Annotated in this window: 15 protein-coding genes and 2 pseudogenes; 3 read left to right on the forward strand and 14 right to left on the reverse strand. The window is 66.2% G+C overall.

Annotated features, from left to right (window positions below; translation table 11 throughout):
• Positions 1-105: pseudogene (locus tag I7S92_RS20545) on the forward strand (IS5/IS1182 family transposase); the annotation flags it as partial.
• A gap of 6 nt (positions 106-111) precedes the next feature.
• Positions 112-2,496 carry a GcvT family protein gene (locus I7S92_RS20550; RefSeq protein WP_197647385.1) on the forward strand — a complete coding sequence of 795 codons (2,385 nt, stop codon included), beginning with the start codon at positions 112-114 and terminating at the stop codon, positions 2,494-2,496.
• Between the two features lie 116 nt (positions 2,497-2,612).
• Here I7S92_RS20550 and I7S92_RS20555 read toward each other — a convergent pair whose 3' ends face one another.
• Positions 2,613-3,389 (reverse strand): RES family NAD+ phosphorylase, encoded by a 777-nt coding sequence (locus I7S92_RS20555; RefSeq protein ID WP_197647386.1) that lies wholly within the window; start codon positions 3,387-3,389, stop codon positions 2,613-2,615.
• A complete protein-coding gene (locus I7S92_RS20560; protein WP_197647387.1) occupies positions 3,349-3,729 on the reverse strand; it encodes an MbcA/ParS/Xre antitoxin family protein in 381 nt (126 codons plus the stop codon). Before I7S92_RS20560 ends, I7S92_RS20555 begins: the two co-directional genes overlap by 41 nt.
• Positions 3,730-4,029: 300 nt before the next feature.
• Between I7S92_RS20560 and I7S92_RS20565 the strand changes: the two genes are divergently transcribed.
• Positions 4,030-4,668, forward strand: a complete 639-nt coding sequence (locus I7S92_RS20565) for a hypothetical protein (RefSeq protein ID WP_197647388.1) — start codon at positions 4,030-4,032, stop codon at positions 4,666-4,668.
• Between the two features lie 521 nt (positions 4,669-5,189).
• On the opposite strand, the gene I7S92_RS20570 is transcribed toward I7S92_RS20565, so the two are convergent.
• From I7S92_RS20570 to I7S92_RS20625, 12 genes and pseudogenes are all read right to left on the reverse strand, one after another.
• A complete protein-coding gene (locus I7S92_RS20570) occupies positions 5,190-6,047 on the reverse strand; it encodes a nucleotidyl transferase AbiEii/AbiGii toxin family protein (protein WP_197647389.1) in 858 nt (285 codons plus the stop codon).
• A complete protein-coding gene (locus I7S92_RS20575; RefSeq protein ID WP_197647390.1) occupies positions 6,040-6,627 on the reverse strand; it encodes a type IV toxin-antitoxin system AbiEi family antitoxin domain-containing protein in 588 nt (195 codons plus the stop codon). Before I7S92_RS20575 ends, I7S92_RS20570 begins: the two co-directional genes overlap by 8 nt.
• 263 nt (positions 6,628-6,890) lie before the next feature.
• Complete coding sequence (locus I7S92_RS20580) at positions 6,891-7,127, reverse strand: addiction module antitoxin (RefSeq protein WP_242070318.1); 237 nt, start codon at positions 7,125-7,127, stop codon at positions 6,891-6,893.
• A 31-nt stretch (positions 7,128-7,158) separates the two neighbouring features.
• Positions 7,159-7,692 (reverse strand): hypothetical protein, encoded by a 534-nt coding sequence (locus I7S92_RS20585; RefSeq protein ID WP_197647392.1) that lies wholly within the window; start codon positions 7,690-7,692, stop codon positions 7,159-7,161.
• 470 nt (positions 7,693-8,162) lie between these two features.
• Complete coding sequence (locus I7S92_RS20590; protein ID WP_197647393.1) at positions 8,163-8,408, reverse strand: hypothetical protein; 246 nt, start codon at positions 8,406-8,408, stop codon at positions 8,163-8,165.
• Positions 8,405-9,079: a YcbK family protein gene (locus I7S92_RS20595; RefSeq protein ID WP_197647394.1), complete on the reverse strand. Its 675-nt coding sequence runs from the start codon at positions 9,077-9,079 to the stop codon at positions 8,405-8,407. Before I7S92_RS20595 ends, I7S92_RS20590 begins: the two co-directional genes overlap by 4 nt.
• Positions 9,080-9,145: 66 nt before the next feature.
• Positions 9,146-9,454 carry a hypothetical protein gene (locus tag I7S92_RS20600; RefSeq protein WP_197647395.1) on the reverse strand — a complete coding sequence of 103 codons (309 nt, stop codon included), beginning with the start codon at positions 9,452-9,454 and terminating at the stop codon, positions 9,146-9,148.
• Positions 9,455-9,479: 25 nt separating this feature from the next.
• Complete coding sequence (locus tag I7S92_RS20605; protein WP_197647396.1) at positions 9,480-11,402, reverse strand: DUF2793 domain-containing protein; 1,923 nt, start codon at positions 11,400-11,402, stop codon at positions 9,480-9,482.
• A gap of 21 nt (positions 11,403-11,423) precedes the next feature.
• Positions 11,424-15,422: pseudogene (locus I7S92_RS20610) on the reverse strand (baseplate multidomain protein megatron).
• 9 nt (positions 15,423-15,431) lie between these two features.
• Positions 15,432-15,863, reverse strand: a complete 432-nt coding sequence (locus I7S92_RS20615; protein ID WP_197647397.1) for a C40 family peptidase — start codon at positions 15,861-15,863, stop codon at positions 15,432-15,434.
• Positions 15,860-16,744 (reverse strand): phage/gene transfer agent baseplate hub protein, encoded by an 885-nt coding sequence (locus I7S92_RS20620; RefSeq protein WP_197647398.1) that lies wholly within the window; start codon positions 16,742-16,744, stop codon positions 15,860-15,862. The genes I7S92_RS20615 and I7S92_RS20620 overlap by 4 nt, the downstream gene beginning before the upstream one ends.
• Positions 16,741-17,367, reverse strand: coding sequence for a DUF2460 domain-containing protein (locus I7S92_RS20625; protein ID WP_197647399.1), 627 nt, complete (start codon positions 17,365-17,367; stop codon positions 16,741-16,743). Before I7S92_RS20625 ends, I7S92_RS20620 begins: the two co-directional genes overlap by 4 nt.
• Positions 17,368-17,371 lie beyond the last annotated feature (4 nt).

Here is a 17,371-nt window from a genome sequence, read left to right on the forward strand (position 1 = left end):
GGCCGGCTGAAGGACTGGAGACGCGTTGCCACCCGATACGACAGATGCCCGGAAACCTTCTTCTCCGCTATCGCCCTCGCAGCAACCGTCATGTTCTGGCTCTGAAACTCAATGAGTCTGGAGCCTAGGATCGGCATCACGGATGTGGTCCTTTTGGAGCGCAAGCAGCTGACCTGCGGCACCACATGGCATGCGGCGGGGCTGGTGACGCAGTTGCGCGCGACGCAGCGGATGACCGAGCTTGCGCAATACACGGGCGAGCTGTTCGGCAGGCTGGAGGAAGAGACCGGGCAGGCGACGGGGTTCAAGAGGAACGGCTCGCTGCGGCTGGCGAAGACCCCCGCGCGCTATGAGGAACTGGCGCGCGGCGCCTCGATGGGGCGCAACTTCGGCCTGCCGGTCGAGGCGCTGACGCCCGGCCAGATCAAGGAGCGCTGGTCGCCGATCAGCACCGAGGGGCTGGTGGGCGGCTTCTGGTTCCCCGACGACGGGCAGGTCAACCCGGCCGACGTGACCATGGCCTATGCCAAGGGGGCAAGGATGGGCGGGGCGAAGGTGCTGGAGGGCGTCGCCGTCACGAAGATCCTGACCGCGAACGGCCGCGTCACCGGGGTGATGACGGAACACGGCCCCATCGCCGCGAAGAAGGTGGTGATCTGCGGCGGCATGTGGTCGCGCGACCTGGCCGCCGGGATCGGCGTCACGCTTCCGCTGCACGCGGCCGAGCATTTCTACGTGGTGACCGAGGCGATCCCCGACCTGCCGCGCGACCTGCCGGTGATGTTCATGGCCGACGAATGGTCCTACTACAAGGAAGACGCCGGCAAGCTGCTGGTCGGCTTCTTCGAGCCGGGCGCCAAGCCCTGGGGGCAAAAGGGCATTTCCGAAAGCTTCTGCTTCGATGCCCTGCCCGAGGATATCGACCACATCGGTCCCTATCTGGAAATGGCGATGAAGCGGGTGCCGGTCTTGGAACGCACCGGGATCCAGCTGTTCTTCAACGGCCCGGAAAGCTTCACCCCCGACAACCGCTATCATCTGGGCGAGACGGCCGAGGTGCGCGGGCTCTTCTCGGCCACCGGCTTCAACTCCATCGGCATCCTGTCCTCGGGCGGGGTCGGCAAGGCGATGGCCTCGTGGATCGCCGAGGGCCATCCGCCGGTCGAGCTGAGCGACGTGGACGTGCGCCGGACGCAGGCCTTCCAGCGCAACCGCAAATACCTGCAGGACCGCTCGGTCGAGACCATCGGCACGCTGTTCGGCATGCACTGGCCGGGGCTGCAGTTCGAAACCGCGCGCGGGGTGCGCCGTTCGCCCTTCCACGACCGCTGGCTGGAGGCGGGCGCCTTCATGACCGAGCTGGCGGGGTGGGAACGGCCGGGCTTCTTCGGCACGCCGGAAGAGGTGGCGAATGTCGAATATTCCTACCATCGGCCCAGCTGGTTCAAGAACGTCGCCGCGGAATGCCGGAACACGGCCGAGAACGTCTCGGTCTTCGACTACAGCTGCTTCGTCAAATACCGGGTCGAGGGGCCGGATGCGCTGGCCGCGCTGAACCATGTCTGCGCGGGCGAGTGCGACGTGCCGGTGGGCAAGATCGTCTATACCCAATGGCTGAACCCGCGCGGCGGGATCGAGGCCGATGTGACGGTGATCCGCGTCGCGGAAGATGCCTTCCTCGTGGTGACGGTGGCGCTGTCGCAGCGCCGCGACATGGCCTGGCTGCGCCGCAACATCCCCGAAGGCGCGCGCGTCCATGTCAGCGACATCACCTCGGGCACGGCGATGCTGGCCGTCATGGGCCCGAAGGCGCGCGAGCTGATGGCGCGGGTCTCGCCCGACGATGTCTCGAACGATGGCTTTCCCTTCGGCACCTCGCGCGAGATCGACCTCGGCTATGCGCGCGTCCGCGCGAGCCGGCTGACCTTCGTGGGCGAACTGGGCTTCGAGCTGATGATCGAGACCGAATTCGCCGCCCATGTCTGGGAGGTGCTGGCCGAGGCGGGCCGGGACCTGGGCCTGAAGCCGGCGGGCTATTTCGCGCTGAACTCGCTGCGGATGGAGAAGGGCTACCGCCACTGGGGCCACGACATCGGCGAGGAGGATACGCCGTTTGAGGGCGGCTTGGGCTTTGCGGTGGCGATGGGCAAGGCGGATTTCATAGGCCGCGAGGCGCTGCTGGCGCAGCAGGCCGAAGGGCCGGTCCGCCGCCGGCTGGTGCAGGTTCGGCTGGAGGGCGGGGCAGAGGCGCCGATGCTTTACCACCACGAGCCCATCCTGCGCGATGGCAGGCTGGTGGGCTCGGTGATGTCGGGCGCTTACGGCCACCGTGTCGGCGCCTCGCTCGGCCTCGGCTATGTCTCGCATCCCGAGGGGGTGGCGAAGGACTGGCTGGAAACCGGCACATGGGAGGTCGAGGTCGCCATGAAACGCTACCCCGCCTCCGTCCAGTTCGGCCCGTGGTATGATCCGAAGGGGGAGAAGATCAGGGGATGAGCGGGACCACGGCGCGGTCGGCCCCCCGCTTTCCGCCCTTTGCGTCGGATCGTGCTCCGTTCCTCCCCTTCGAGCCGGTAGGACAAGACCGCCGTTCCCCGCGCCCGCAACCGTGGTCACCGGGCCCGTGGCCGCTCCCAGACCATGCCTGCCAGTCGGGGATCGTCGGCGAACGAGTCCGGCGGAAACTCCATCCCGAGGCGGGGGTGCTCGCGGACGGCCTGCGCTCCGCTCCGGTTGATGCGGATGCGCCATGTCTGCCGCTCGACCGGCGCGGCGCTGCGGAACGCCCGGCAGCTCAGCACCGCGAAATTCGCCCCATGGGCCGGATCGCGCACCGAGGCGTAGCGGATCACCTCTGCCCCGATCTCGCGGGCCGTTTCCGCAAGGCTCTGGCAGGGGTCGTAATCGGTCGGGTGCAGCCACCGGGCAGCATCGCCCGCCAGCGCGCCGGTGGTGAGATCGAGGGCCACGGGGCTCGCCAGTTCGACCGAGAAGGCGGTGTATTCGGCCGCGTCATCGGGGAATGGCGTCTCCGGGCTCTCGGCGTAGAAGAGGAAGCGGTAGAACGCCATTTCGGCCACGGCTGTCTCCGGCCGCTCCGCGCCATACCAGACGCCCGGCGTGATCCCGGCCCGCCGGAAACGCGACCCCTGCGGATAGGGGCGATAGCGGAACGGCGTCGAAAGCAGATAGTCCAGATGGCGGCATTCGGGCGGCACCGGCGGCTTGCTCTGGTCCAGAATGGCTTCGAGCATGTCCTGCTCGCCAAGGCTGTCGACCAGCTTGAGCGTCGAGACGCGGTGCTGCGCCTCGACCAGCCGCCATGCCGGGCTTTTGAGCGGCCGGGCTTCAGAGCGGAGCGCGGCGGGCGTCCAGATAGGTGACGACATCCACGAGTCCCTGGGCAGAGGCGATCCGTTCGGCGGGCCGGGCGCCGAGGGCGGTGTTGGGGGCGGCCAGCCAGGCACGGGCAACGCCCTCATCTCCGCCGGTGATCGCATCCAGCGAGCGGAAAGCGCGCACCAGAAGGGCTGCAAGCTCGAAAGGTTTGCCATGATCCGCCAAGGCGGCCTCCCCGCTCTTGAAGCGGGACACCTGCGCCTCGGAGACGCCCAGCACCTCGGCCAGGAGACGGCCGGAGATGTCGAGCCGTTCTGCCGCCCGGATGGCGGCCTTGGTCAGGACGGCCCCGCGATCCGGTGCGGTGGAGTGTCGGTGGGCATTCAGCATGACGAGTCCTTTCTTGAGGAAATATAGTGCATAAAGGTTCCGAAGGGAAGGAAAAATTGTCGTGATCTTGCGCCCGAGAGGGAGCGATCCTCAGCGCCCATACCTTCACTCGCGGTCATCCAAACACGGCAAACGGCCTCGGCATGGGCTCAATGCCCGCCTTGCGTGCGATAGCGGCGACTGACCTTTACGCTCGCCGCGACAGCGCCATAACAACGGCGAATTGTGCTTCGATAGGAACATCTAGTGTCGGGGCGCTGGTCGGCCCATATTGATGGGGTTCGGCTTGGAGGGAATACGATGACTGCATGGACGGCAACGGAATGGTCTGCCTTTGGCGGTGTCCTGTCGGGTGTCGGAACCGTAATCGGCGCGGTAGCGGTGATCGTCGCCGCCAATTTGGGGTCCAGCACGTTCAAAAGTTGGCGCGAGCAGAAGCTGTCCGAGCGGAAGATCGAACAGGCCGAGCGTATTCTGACCGCCACCTACAAAGCAAGGCGCGGCCTTGAGTATGTCAGAAGCCCGCTGATAACCGCGCACGAACTAAATGCAGCCGAGAAGCACCTTGAGATGCTGGATTGGTGGGCAACGACAGATCGGAAGCAGAGCCTCATCACCAAGCAGGCTTACTTCAATCGCCTGAATGCTGTTGCGGAGGAACGGAGGGCTGTCGAGGAATGCCTTCCGATGGCACGTGCCTTGTTCGGGGAACAGGTCGAGAAGGCGCTAGAAACGCTCAACCGACAGTATCACATAGTCAATGTCGCTGCGGACATGAATGATGATGTGGGTGACGACCGCGACTTTGCCCGCAAGCTCCGTTCCGACCTGAGCAGCGCCAGCGGGACCAAGATACCCAACGAGATGAACGACATTATCGCTGCGCAGGTGGAGCTGATCGAGGATGCCCTGCTTCCGGTGCTTCGGCTGGAAAAGTGACGCACGGCCAGGACTGGGCTGGCATCTCCTGAATCCCACACGGCAGACCTGAACTAGTCCAGCCACTTGCCGCCCGCGTCCCGCATACAGGGTATATGACGTTCGAGCTGACCGACCGATCAGGTTTGCGGTTGAAGACACTGCCCTAGTTGCCGAGGCGCTGGATCGCTCAGAGAGCGGCGTGGATTTCGCCGATGCCCTGCATCTGGGGCGGTCGGCCGGCTGCGAGGGCTTCGCCAGCTTCGGCCGCAAGTCCGCCAAGGCGGCGCATCCGCGGGATATCATAGCATCTTCGAGCCCTGAGCCTACGCCGCCAGCCTTTCCGGGGCCAGCCAGCTTCCCTGATGCAAAGGCAAGAATTTCTGGAACCGCGCCCCCGCAACCAAAAATCCTAACCTTTTCAGATAGTTAGAACCCGACATAAACCGTCGGGCTTTTGCGTTGCGAATTCTTGTCAACACCTGGTCAACGTTTGACGAGGCCCCCTGCGACGGGGCGAATAATCGTGCAGAAGACGACCATCACGCGGCCGCTCTGCATGCCGGTTCAAGCCATGACCAGATTTCCGCAGTGACCTGCGCAAGTGGCCGTCCTTCGAGAGCCGTGCCCTCTGAGTAGGCCCGCCACTGCGTCATCTTCGCCGGATCGGTCGAGAACTCCGCGGACAGCCCGACAGGGCAGGCGGCTGGAACAATCGTGTCGCGTCGCGCGAAGGTTCCTCGAATCGCAACAGCGAGGTCGCCCATGTCGATGTCGACGGACTTCGGCAGCGTCCACAGATCGTAGAGATCCTTCATCCGGCTGTTCGCCAAGCCCAGCGCCACCACGGCCTGGAACTTCTCGGCGATGACGGTGGCCGGTGAATAGGCGCAGATCGATGCGGCAGGAAAGTCCAGCAGGGAGCCATATTCGATCTCGAACTTCGGATCGGCCAAGGCATCGCCGAAGCCGAGGTCCACGGTGATCGGAATGCGCGTGCTCCCGAGATATGCATCAGTCCGGAGCCGCATCCCGCCATAGATCTGGTCTTCCCGAATAGCGACGGCTGTAAGGCTGGCAACGTCGTAGACCAGCCCATCGCCTCCATCGATGGCGAGGATCTGAGAGAACGCGGTTTTGAGTTCGGCCTCCTCATCCGAACCGAACGCCAGGAAGTCGATGTCCCGGGTGAAACGCCCTGTGTCGGCTGTCCACAAGGTGACGAGCATGCCACCCTTCAGGACGAAGCGGTTGCGATACTCGGAGACCGACAGCCGGTACACCAGTCGTTCGAGACCGAAAGCCACCAGGACGACGTCGAACAGCTGACCTTCCGCACGGGCGAGGTTCAGCAGACGCTGACGCACAGAAGCCGCGATATCTTTCGGCTGCTTAGCCATTGGATGTCAGGGCCTCCAGATAGGGGCGCATCTGGTTCCACGCGCCGTTCTCGCGAGCGGCTGCAGCAAGCTGGCCTGCCGTTGCCTTCCTGGCGCGCAGCGCGGCCTTCATCGCTTCAATGGCAACCGATCGGTCCACGAGCTTCGGGTTCCGAAATGCGTCTGCAATCGTCTTGGCGATGGAATAGACCCGCACTTCCACCTCCCGGATGCGGTGGGTCTCGACGCCATTGGTCAGGTAGGGTTCGCGGAAGCGCACGATGCGGACGCGCGGGTACTCGATCTTCGGTGCCCAGTCCTTGGCACCGATGGCGATCCACACCCGGCGTGGAAGTTGGTCGGTCAGCTGATGAAAGGACAGCGCCGAAGTCAGGCAGATGACGGCCTTGGGAGCGAGTTTGGCGATGTCGATCAGGCCCGCATGCAGGTCTGGTTCGCTATCGGGAAGCTGGTACAGTCCCCGTCCAATTCTTACCACCACGCCATCTGCCACCGCTCGCGCGATGGTGGTTCCGCTCACGCCGATGGATGCCAGATCCCTTGAACGGGCTGGCGCATGGTCTTCCATGTAGTCGATCATGCGGGCGCGCTGGCCCTGATCCATAGCGAGCATCGTTACAAAACCTCAGACGAGATCGCATCTTGTCCTAGGTTTTGTAACATACAGCTCAGCTTCAAGCAACCTGCGCTGACCCGCCCCCCACAGCGTCATCCTGATCAATCACCGCAGATTGTGCGGAGATTAGGCCTGCTATTCTCCGCACGGCCGCCCCGCTGCCAATCCTTGCCGTTCGATGAAGCTTGGAACGGATAGCTCCTGGAGCGCGAGAAGCGGCTGAACTTTCACTGTTGGTTCCGCGCGATCACCTCCGCCGCGGAGGACGGACGGTAGCTGGATTCCGGCGCGCTGAACCCAGCGGCAAGTTCTGCCCGCAGCTGTTTGAACGCGGCCGCCTCCCGGCTTGCCATGTCGCACCGGATCAGCTCCTCAACATAGGCGCTGACAGATCGATAAGGCCCACCGTCGCTCACCCTCAACGCCAGGAACTCGAGCAGTTCCTCATCGATCTCCAGCGTCATAGTTCTGGGTCGGCCCGTCATCCGTCTCTCCCTACTGGCTGTCAGCTTGCGCCTCGGTAACCGCATGGCCGCAGTCGGGACACGCAGAATCTGTCCTTGCAAACGCAAACCCGCACTCGAGGCATGGCTTCAGATCCGTCATGTCCTCCAGGAAAGCGCAACGCTTGCACAGCGTCTTTGTGTGCTTCAGCGACAGATACTCCCTGAAATCAGCAAGCCAAGCGAGGATCGCAACGCGCTTCCAATCGCCGTCCCAATTCGTCGCCTTCTCGCGCCAGGCCATATATTTTCGCGCGCGGATCCCGCGCTTCTGGGCCGCGGTCAGGGCTTCCTTTTTCGCTGGAACCTCGAAAACGTGACCGCAATAGCCCCGCCCGACTGGACTGTTGCAGATCCACGTTCCCGCCTTCTTGCGAAACTGAATCGACAGGCTCGAGCACAGAGGGCAGCAGTCGCGCATTTCCGCGACGACGGCGTCACGGATCGCATAGCATTCCTCCCGTAACTCAGCGCGATAGTCGTGGGCAGGTTCCCGTGCCTCATATTCGGCTTTTGCCTTGTCCAAATAGGGCTGAACGCGGGGTATTCTCACCGTGTGCTGAAGGACGAGCACTGCTTCATGGTCGGCGCCGCATGTTGCTCATTCCGAACCAAGGAATTGAACCCTGGTGCGCTTCCAGTTCTTCCAGTGCCAGGGCGGGCCGTGCTTCCGCCTGGCGACGAAGATTTCGCGCGCAGCTTCCTGGCCCGTAATGGTCCGCCTGTCGAGGGCGTCTTGAACACGCTGGAACTCAAATGGCCATTCAATCATGAGACAATACCACTGATCGAGAACAGCGCGCCTCGGCTAAGAAATTGGTGCCGAGGTCCACGCCTTGGCATCATTGGCACGCTCGCGCTTGATCACGCAAGACAGCGTAGTCGCTTAGCATCCGGACGATGACGGCCCCCTCCGGCAAAGCCTCAACCTCGTCCGCAGCCCGCGCCTGATCGGCCGTCGTGTAGTCGACCACGGGCGGGCAGGGCGCGCGGGCGTCAGAACCGCCCATCACGCAGCCGGTCAGCCACAGCATCGCGATCAGGAGGGCGGCGGGCGGCGGCGTCGAGCATCTGGCGTTGGATGGCATCGTTTCTCTCTCGGGCATCAAGCCGTTCGGCGGCGCGCCCAGCGCGTTCACCGGCGCGGCGCAGGTTCAGAAGGAACAGCAGGATCGCTGCGGCGGCGAGGATCAGGCCCAACGCTTTTCGCGCCGGGCCATGGGAGAGGCGCCAGCCGATCACCGCTGGCCCCGCTTCCAGTCATCGAGCCGGGCGTGGATGGTCGCGGCGATCCCGATCAGCGCGATGGCGATCAGCACCCAGCGCAGCGTGTCGAGGTAGGGCACCAGCGGTTGGATCGTGGACTGGGTTTCGGCAAGAACGTCCTGAAGTATTTCCACCCCGGCCGCGCCGACGGTCGCGGCACCGGCGGCGCCCCCACCGCGGAGCGTGCGGCTTTCGGCCAGGACTTCGCGCGCAGGCGGCAGTTCCGGCGCGAAGGGCACGGGCCGCACCGGGAAGGGATCGCCCCAGGAGCGGGCAGGCCCGAGGTCGATGTGCATGAAACCGGAGCGGGGGTAATAGCCGAAGCCGAGGAACCCGACCGCCCGCGCTGCCGCCTCGAAGGCCGCGGGATCATGGTTCGCCATCGCGATGTCGAAGGCCGTGCCCTGCATGTGTTTCGAAGCCGGGGCGCCACCGACGGCGCGGTTGTGTTCCGGACTGCGATAGGCGGAGCGGATGATCAGCGGCTTGCCGAGGCGGTCGCGCAGGGCCTGCAGCTTGTCCATGGCCTCAGTGTTGATCTTGATCGCGCCGGTGCCGCGGCAGGCGATCTCGGCGGCTGAGAAATTCGGCCAGCGCCAGGCGCTCGCGGGCACGTCGCGCCAGTGCGGGTAGGTCAGGGTCGGCATAGGATCCTCCAAATGAAAAACCCGCCTCTTGGGCGGGGGATGTAGCCGTTGCAGTGGTGGTTCACGTCAGTCGGATCGGCCGCGCTGGAAGGCGTCGAAGAGCATGTCGCGCATCGAGCGGATGTCGGTCTCGATCCGGTCGAGGCGGTCGCCGTCGGCCTTGCGGTCCTCGCTGCGCTGGCGGTCGATCCGGTCTCGGTCGGCGATAAGCTCCCGGTCAAGCCGGTCCAGCAGGGCCTCGTTCGTAAACGCCTTGCGCGTAATCGCCACGATCAGGGCCATGGTGCCGCCGATCAGGGCGGTCAGGGCGGCGGTGATCCCGTGGTCCCGAAAGGCCCGCGCGACCTCCCCGGCGAGAGTGGTCTGGTCGTTCATGATGATCCTTTCGTGGTCCTGCAGTTCAGAAATCGGTTTCGAGGTAGACCCCGGCGCAGTCGTAGGCGACGGCGGCGGCCGTCGCGCCGGTGTTCAGGAACAACCGCGGAGACAGGAACTGCGTCGCGGCGGGAAGGTCGGCGGTGATTTCCTGCTCGAAGACCGCGCCCGTAACCTCGTCGACGACGCGCACCCAGACGGATGACCCGTTCGGCGGCGCGGCGATGAACAGGGTCAGCACGCCGCCGGTGGCGATGGCGAAGCTCGCCCCCATGTCCGTCAGCGCAGGCGCCCCGGTGCCGTCGTTTGCAACCAGCTGCCACCTAGTGTGCGTTCCGCGCTGGAAGCCGATGCCGATGCAGTTGATGGCGGCCGCGAGCGTCAGCGTGGTGGCGAGCGCGGCTGTCGATCCATAGAGACCGAAGAACCCCATGCCGGTGGCCTGCAGGGTCGTCAGAGAAATCCGTGTCACGAAGGTCCAGCCACCGAGGCCCGCCGCGTTGCCGCGCCAGCAGGCCCAGCCTGCGGATCGCTGGTCGGCAACCGAGTCCACGACGGCCGCCGAGGTCAGACGCCAGCGCCGCATCGAGGCGGCAAGGTTCGTGGCGGCCAGCGTCGGGTGCGAGACAGTGCCGACCGAGGTGATCGGCATGCCTTCTGTGGTGATGGTCGTGGTGACCGAAGGCGACCAAGTCGCGATGCGGTTCACCCCGAAATGCGGCTGGAGCGGAAAGTCCCTGCCGGAAGGGCGCATCACATCGATCCACGGCGCCCCGGCGCGGCTGCGGGCATAGACAGTCGCCTTCCCCGCGGGCGGCGGGGTCGGCGCTGCGCCGAGGCCAGGCAGGACCGTCGGCTGCGGCAGTTCCACCTGGCCGCTCGTGCGGTCGATCCGGATCGCATCGAAGAAGGCCGATCCGTCCGGGCTGACCTTGAAGCTGAAGTCATCGTTGCCCAAGAGGCCGATCAGCGCCCGCGCCGAAAACCCGGTCTTGAAGGCGAAGGCGGCATCGTTCGCCGGTGCTGACTTGTTGACGGTCGCCTCGATGCCCGCGCCCACGTTGTTCAGAAGGACGGCCGGTGTGTTCACCGACAGCCGGTTGTAACTGTCGGCCGTCGCCCCGCCTAGGCCCAGAAGCTGCGCCGTCAGGTTGGCCTGGGGCATTCCAACCTGCGTCACGGCATTGGCGAAGGTGACGGTCGGCGTGTTGATGACGGTCGTGCCACCGGCCCCTGCCGTGGCGGAGCCAATGTTGACGACCGTCGTGGACCCGGACGCGCCACCCGTCCCGAGGTTCACAGTCTTGGTGACGCCGGTCGTCGTGGCGCCGGTGCCAATTCCATAGGTCGCGGTCGTCGTTGCGGTGCCGATGGTGGCACTGGCCGCCGAGACCGTCACGGTCCCCGAGGCGGTTAGCGTACCCGAGAAGGTCTTGTTCCCGGTAAAGGTTTGCGTGCCCGCGAGGATCGCCAGTTCCGACGAGGTGTTCGGCAGCGTGTAACTGCGCGTCGTCCCGGCGCTGATCCCCGCCAGAGAAAAGGTGGCCTTCTTCGTCGGATCGGCGTCGTTCGCCAGACTGAACACGGCGTCCGAGACGTCGCGGGGCTCGCCCACTACCTCCCAGGCGCTGCCGGTCCAGACGAGGAGCAGGCCCTCAGCCGCCACCCAGAGCAGCCAGCCGGTGCGCGGGACGAGGCGGATCCAAGCGCCGTCGACCCAGAAGGCGATGTTCAGGTCCCATCCAGCCCAGAGGCCGGTCGCGCCCGAAGCCACCAGATGCCGGTTGCCATCGGCAGAGCTGGCTGGCGGCGCGATGCGCGTGCGGTCGAGAACCGACAACTGCACCATGGCGTCGAGCAGGCGCAGCGCCTCGTTGTGGGTGACATGCTTCTGCGCCTGCGCCGCCAAGAGGTAGGGCAGGCCCAGATGGGTCGTGGTATCGGACATGGGGGTTCCCGCGGGTTGGGATCAGAATTGCAGCGTGACGACGGCGGGCGTGCCGCGACCGAGGCGGTTCGAGAGCTGGTAGATGCGGATCACAATCGTTTGGCCGGGCCCGAGCGGCGCACCCCAATCGGCAGTCTGCTGGGCGGCGGCATAAAGGACGGAGGTCGTGGGGCTGGTCAGCGTGCGCTTGACGGTCGTCCCGTCGAGGATCTGGACGTCGTAGCTTTCTAGTTCCTCGGCCAGCGGTACATCGACCTGCTCCCAGGCATCGGCCACCAGCGCGCGGGACCGGCGCGTCCAGCGGATCGTCAGATCGCCCGGGCTGCGGACCGTCCGCCATGGCTGTTCGACATGGACCGGCGCGAAGGGAACAAGCCCCCGGCCGGTCGGCGTGAAGCCCAGCGCGGCATAGCTCGCATCACTGACCGCACGCGCGGCCGGGCCCACGCGCCAGTTCCACGGCAGTTCGAGGTCGGCTTCTGCGATGGGCAGCGAGGTCAGCGTCGCGTCCAACACCACCACACGGGCACCGGCCGGGGCGGGATTACCCATGGCAGTTTCCGACCCGCGCTGGCCGCGCAGGAGGCGGGTGAGGCGATAGCGGCCGGGGGCAATCAGTTCGGCTTGGCCAGCCTGGACGATCTCCCAGACCCCGGCCGCCGTCTCAACGGCCAGTGCATTCGCCCCGCCGAAGAGCGCGATATCCGTCACGCTTTCCAGCGTCCCTGACTGCAGATCGACCACCAGCGCATTGCCCAAGTCGAATCGCGAGGTCGGCCCGGGAAAGAAGTCGAAGGCCAGTGTGCCGATCCGAGCACGGCTCCCGAAGGTCGTCAGGAGGCTGAACCCGTCCGTCGAGGCGCTGCGGAACACCGCGATCTGGCCTGGCCAGGGGCTGGCATGGGCGGTGATCAGGGGGCGATGGGCGGGCTGGTCTTCTGAGATCTGCGGCAGGTCCAGCATCACCACTTCCGGTGTGCCAAAGACAACGGGGCTGGCCAGCGAAGCGGGCCGAGGATCGCCGGGCGGGAGGTCATAGGCGGCGCGGTCCTGCCGCACCGCCTCGATGCCCCGCGCCTCAGCATCTGCCACAGAGACGAGGCGGAACTCGACCTCCCGGCCGTCATGGGCGAGCTGGACGACGTCGGCCGGGTCCAGCGCCAGTCGCGAGGGCGGCAGGCGGAAGGTTGCGCTTTCCCGGCCGATCCAGGCTTCCATCAGTGCGCGGCGGCAGCGGCGCTCGGCCTCCTCGGGCGGGATCGCCATCGGGAAGCTTTCCGAGGCAATGCGCGTCGTGTCGACAGTGATGCGCCGCGCTTCAACCAGCGCCGCGTCGTAGTCCTCATCCGCCCGTGCGACCTGCCACTTCAGGGCCTGGGGCAGTTCGGTCTCCTGGCCGCGGGTCAGCTCAAAAGCCTCGCCATCGCGGCTGGCGACGAGATCGTCGATGGCGAGCGTCGCGACCGAGGCACGGCCGCGCATCACGAAGCGGATCATGCCCTCGGTTTCGATGGCGTCGAACCCGAAATGCCGGGCCAGCGTGGAAATCGATGCGCGTGGGCTTTCCAGCGCGCCGATCACATAGCCTTCGACCGCGCCCCAAAGGCCGGAGACGTCGATCAGGCTTTCCGCCAGCCCAGCGCGCAAGCAAAGATGGCGCACGATGGCGGCCAGAGACACAGCGCCGAGGCGTCCGGTCAGCCAATGGCCAAGGCGCCAGTTGGGGCCATCGGTCCAGACACCGGTCAGTTCGGGGAAGAACGGATAGGGCCGCGCGTCCCAGGTCCAGGCGGCGCATTCCGGAACATGCACCATGCGGCCGCCATAGACCGACGACGTCGGGTTGTTCGCGCTCTGGCCCCACCAGAGATAGCTGGCCTCGAGATGGGCGCGCTGGATCGCGTCGTCGCGCCAGCCGCGCGAGAAGTACGGGGTGAAGCTCTCGGACGACTTCGGATCGAAGAAGACGTTCGGCTGGTTCGTGCCGCGGTCGATGGCGGGGCACCCGAGTTCCGTGAACCAAACGGGCTTGGACTGCGGCACCCAGGACGTGGGCGTGCCGCTTTCCACCCCACCGGGCCGGTTGAAATGCGCGTTCGACCACCAGGCGCGCAGATCCTTGTAGCGGAACACCCAATGCTTGCCTGCGGCACCGTCAGAAATGGGCGTGCGGATCTGGGCCGACCGATCTGCGGCCGAGGCATAGAACCAGTCAAACCCCTCGCCGCCTGCGATGTTGACCTGCAGGTAGCCCCGGTCATGGATCGCGGACCAGCCTTCGAGCGCATCGGCATGGTCGAAGCCGTCACGCCAGTCGGAGAGCGGCATGTAGTTGTCGATGCCGATGAAATCGATGTTCGCGTCCGACCAGAGCGGGTCGAGATGGAAGAACACATCGCCCGTGCCGTCCCCGGGTTGGTGACCGAAGTATTACGACCAGTCTGATGCGTAGCCCACCTTGGTGCCCAGCCCGAGGACCGACTTCACATCCGCCGCCAGCGCCTTGAACGCAGTGACGGCGGGATAGGCGCTGGTGCTGGACCGGATCGTCGTCAGCCCCCGCATCTCGGTGCCGATCAGGAAAGCGTCGACGCCGCCCGCCACCGCGCAAAGGTGGGCATAGTGCAGGATCATCCGGCGCAGGCCCCAGTCGCCCGAGGGGCCGCTCCAGCTCACCGTGTCGCCGGAAATCGCAAACTGCGCCGGGGCGGCCGCGCCGAAGAATGCTGAGGCCTGCGTAGCCGCCGCAGCCGTCTTTTCCACCGTGCCAGTGTAGCCTGCCGCTGGGGAACAGGTGATCCGCCCGCGCCATGGGAAACTCGGCTGGCCCGGTGTCGCGGCATTCGCGCTGTAAGGGTTCGGCAGGGTGTTGCCGGGCGGCACGTCCATCAGCAGGAAGGGATAGAAGGTGACGCGCAGCCCGCGCGCCTTCATCTCGCGGATCGCCTGCACCACCGCGAAATCGGCAGGCGTTCCGCCATAGACCGGCCGATCCTCGGCATCACGGCTGACGAGATGGGCCGCAGTGCGGGAGACCCCATTGACCGTCCAGACCTTCGGGCTGGTGACCTTGGTCGCCACTTCCACACCCGGCTTGATCGCGCAGTTGCCCGCGCGCAGATCATTGCCGAACCAGGCGACGACCAGGCTGACGCTTTCCACGGCCGGGGCCACGGCCTGCAGCCGGTCCAGCGCCACGACGATGTCGGCCTCATCGGGCAGCGCGTTCAGGTTCTCAGCCGAGGTCGTGCCGCCCGTCGTCTGGCCGAAGATGGTGGTTGTCGCCCCGACCGTCTTGCGCACGGCTTCGGTCGCATAGGTGAACTCGCCCGAAGCCGGGATCATGGTGACGGCCTTGACCAGCCCCTCGGCAGTATCCGGGTCGGCCAAGGGCCGGAACACCTCGAACGACAGCTGCGGCAGGCGATTGCCGTAGGTGGACAGCGGCAGTTCCTCGAAGACGACATAGGCTGTCCCGCGATAGGCCGGGGTATTGGCCGCCCCCATCTTGGCCGCGATGAACGGGTCGGCGGTCTGAGTCTCGTTGCCTGGATACCAGCGCCAGGTGATGCCGGTCATGTCGAGCGGCTTGCCGTCGGCCCAGATGCGGCCGATGCCGGTGATCGGGCCTTCGCACAGGGCGACCGCGAAGGACGCATAGTAGAGGTATTCCGTCGTCTGGACCCTCCCGCCGCCCCCGCCCTTGCCGCCGCCTTGCGTGGTAGTCTTGGTCTCCTCGCGGAAATCCGTGGCCCAGATGATGTTGCCGCCGATCCGCATGCGCCCGTAGAGGCGGGGGATGATGGCGCCTTCAGTGGCCGAGGTGATGCGCAGGGAGTCCAGTCGCTGGCCTTCGATCTTCTGTGCGGGCGCCAGCGAGGACACGATCCAGCTGTCGACCACCGACCCGATGGTCGAGCCGATGAAACCGCCGATGGCGGCGCCAGAGAAGCCGAGGATCGCGCCGCCAAAAGCCCCGCCGATGGCGGAACCGACAGCGCCGAGGACGAGCGTGGCCATGGGGGAATCTCAGCGTGCGGGGAAGAGGAAGGCGAAGGCTATACGCCGCCGCCAAGCAGGCGTCAGCGGTTCCTCGATGACGCCCAGCCGTTCATAGGCGTGGAGGAAGGTGTCGGGGCCGGTGAGGATGCCCACATGCTTGGCGATGGCGCGCGGGATCAACCGGAAGAGGATCAACGAACCTGGTCCCGACGGCACGGAAACCTCGGGCATCATCCGTCGCGCCCCGTCAGCCAGCACCTCGCGCGGGCCGGTCTCGCCCCAGTCCCGGCTGTAGGGCGGGATCGGGAATGGTTCCGGCCCGACGACCTCGCGCCAGACGCCGCGCGCGAGGCCGAGGCAATCGCAGCCGACCCCGCGCAAACTGGCCTGGTCGTGGTACGGCGTGCCGAGCCAGGATCGCGCGACGGCGATGACAAGGGTGAAATCGGCGGCCCTCACAGCACCGCCCCTTCATGCCCGCCATCCTTGGTGGCATAGCGCAGAACCGCGTCCTGCCCCGGAATGTGCGGGAAACCCCGGAAGTTGGCGACATTGGCGAACTTCGCGCCGCAGGTGGCGGTCCGCTTGTCGCAGCCTGCCCGGACCACGAAGGTATCCGTCGCCGTGATCGGGCGCACCGGGGCTTCCAGCAGTGTCAGGATGGCAATGCCGTCAACGAGATCATGCGACAGCACCTCGACGCGCCGCCCGACATTCGCGCCGGTCGACCACTCGACCAGACCGAAGGCGAACCAGACCGCCGCGAAGGTGCCGAGGCCGGAGGCCGTGAACGCCCGGTCGCGCAGCACATCGATCACCGCGCCGGTGCCCTCGAAGGCCGGGGCCTCGAGGTTCACGCCGCAGCGCGCATCGCCCAGCGCCGCATCGCAGCTGGCCTGAAACGTCCGCCCGACCGTCTGGCCGAGAACATGGGCCAGTGACCGCACCTCCGCCACGAACGCGAGCCGCCCGCGCCGGATCTGGCCGATGGCGCCTCGGCGCAGGAGAACGCGCTGCGCCGGGGCCGACCAGTTCACCCGCCAGACCTCGACCGCTGCATTGTCCCACCGGCCGTCGAGGATGTCGGTCTCCGTGATCCTGTCCGACGATAGTACCCCTTGGGCATCCTGCGCGTCCACCGACAGGTCCGACCCCGACCGCACCTCGGAAGCCGTCAGCCCGCTTTCCGGTTCGAACTCGGTCCCGTCGAACGACAGCGTCCGGTCGTGGTCGGTGAAGCCGAAGGTCACACCATCGGCGCGGGTGATGCGCCAGCACCAGGACAGGGTGGTGGTGCCGTCGTCGAGATGGGCCTGCAGCGCAGGGTTCAGGGACTTCATGTGCGGATTTCCAGAAGCGGGATCGAGGTGATCGACCCGAGGCGTTCGAGATCGAGGGTGACGTCGAGGGCGTCGGTGTCGAAGCGGACGGGCACGTCGAACTCGAAGCCCGCGGTGATGGCCACGCCCCCGGCTGGCGCAGTGGTGAAGGTGATGAGGCCGGTGGCCGTGGAAACCGACCAGCCGGAGGCTTGCGGGGTGCCGTTCAGGGCGATGGTGACGGTCCCGACGACGGGCTTGGTGATCGCGCGCGTCCACGTCTGCGCGCCGGAAATGTAGCGCTTGGTCAGCTGAAACAGGGTGGCCGCCCCGTTCCCGGTGCCAATGGGCTGATCGGTCGGACCTGACGACTGCGACGGCAGGCAAGACTTGAAGTCGGCCCAGTCCTTGAAGCGAAAGCCATGCAGTCGGCCGTTGCGGGCCTCGAAGAAGGCCACGACCGCTGCCAGATCATCGGCGCGGCGGATGCCATAGGCGACGTCATAGCGGCGGCGGCTGTTGGCCCAGCTGGCATTGCGCTCCTCGGCCCCGCTTGCCAGTTCGACGATCTGGGTGCGCCGTTCGGGACCACCGCGCGCCCCGCGGCTGATGTTGTCTGGAAACCGGACCTCGTGAAATGCCATGGCG

This window comes from Tabrizicola soli (assembly GCF_015999335.1).
Classification (GTDB): Bacteria; Pseudomonadota; Alphaproteobacteria; order Rhodobacterales; family Rhodobacteraceae; genus Tabrizicola; species Tabrizicola soli.

Bases quoted from the DNA above. Each gene is read 5' to 3' on its own strand.
- I7S92_RS20550 (WP_197647385.1), top strand. From the start codon at position 112: ATGAGTCTGGAGCCTAGGATCGGCATCACGGATGTGGTCCTTTTGGAG.
- I7S92_RS20555 (WP_197647386.1), bottom strand. From the start codon at position 3,389: ATGTCGTCACCTATCTGGACGCCCGCCGCGCTCCGCTCTGAAGCCCGG.
- I7S92_RS20560 (WP_197647387.1), bottom strand. From the start codon at position 3,729: ATGCTGAATGCCCACCGACACTCCACCGCACCGGATCGCGGGGCCGTC.
- I7S92_RS20565 (WP_197647388.1), top strand. From the start codon at position 4,030: ATGACTGCATGGACGGCAACGGAATGGTCTGCCTTTGGCGGTGTCCTG.
- I7S92_RS20570 (WP_197647389.1), bottom strand. From the start codon at position 6,047: ATGGCTAAGCAGCCGAAAGATATCGCGGCTTCTGTGCGTCAGCGTCTG.
- I7S92_RS20575 (WP_197647390.1), bottom strand. From the start codon at position 6,627: ATGATCGACTACATGGAAGACCATGCGCCAGCCCGTTCAAGGGATCTG.
- I7S92_RS20580 (WP_242070318.1), bottom strand. From the start codon at position 7,127: ATGACGCTGGAGATCGATGAGGAACTGCTCGAGTTCCTGGCGTTGAGG.
- I7S92_RS20595 (WP_197647394.1), bottom strand. From the start codon at position 9,079: ATGCCGACCCTGACCTACCCGCACTGGCGCGACGTGCCCGCGAGCGCC.
- I7S92_RS20600 (WP_197647395.1), bottom strand. From the start codon at position 9,454: ATGAACGACCAGACCACTCTCGCCGGGGAGGTCGCGCGGGCCTTTCGG.
- I7S92_RS20605 (WP_197647396.1), bottom strand. From the start codon at position 11,402: ATGTCCGATACCACGACCCATCTGGGCCTGCCCTACCTCTTGGCGGCG.
- I7S92_RS20620 (WP_197647398.1), bottom strand. From the start codon at position 16,744: ATGAAGTCCCTGAACCCTGCGCTGCAGGCCCATCTCGACGACGGCACC.
- I7S92_RS20625 (WP_197647399.1), bottom strand. From the start codon at position 17,367: ATGGCATTTCACGAGGTCCGGTTTCCAGACAACATCAGCCGCGGGGCG.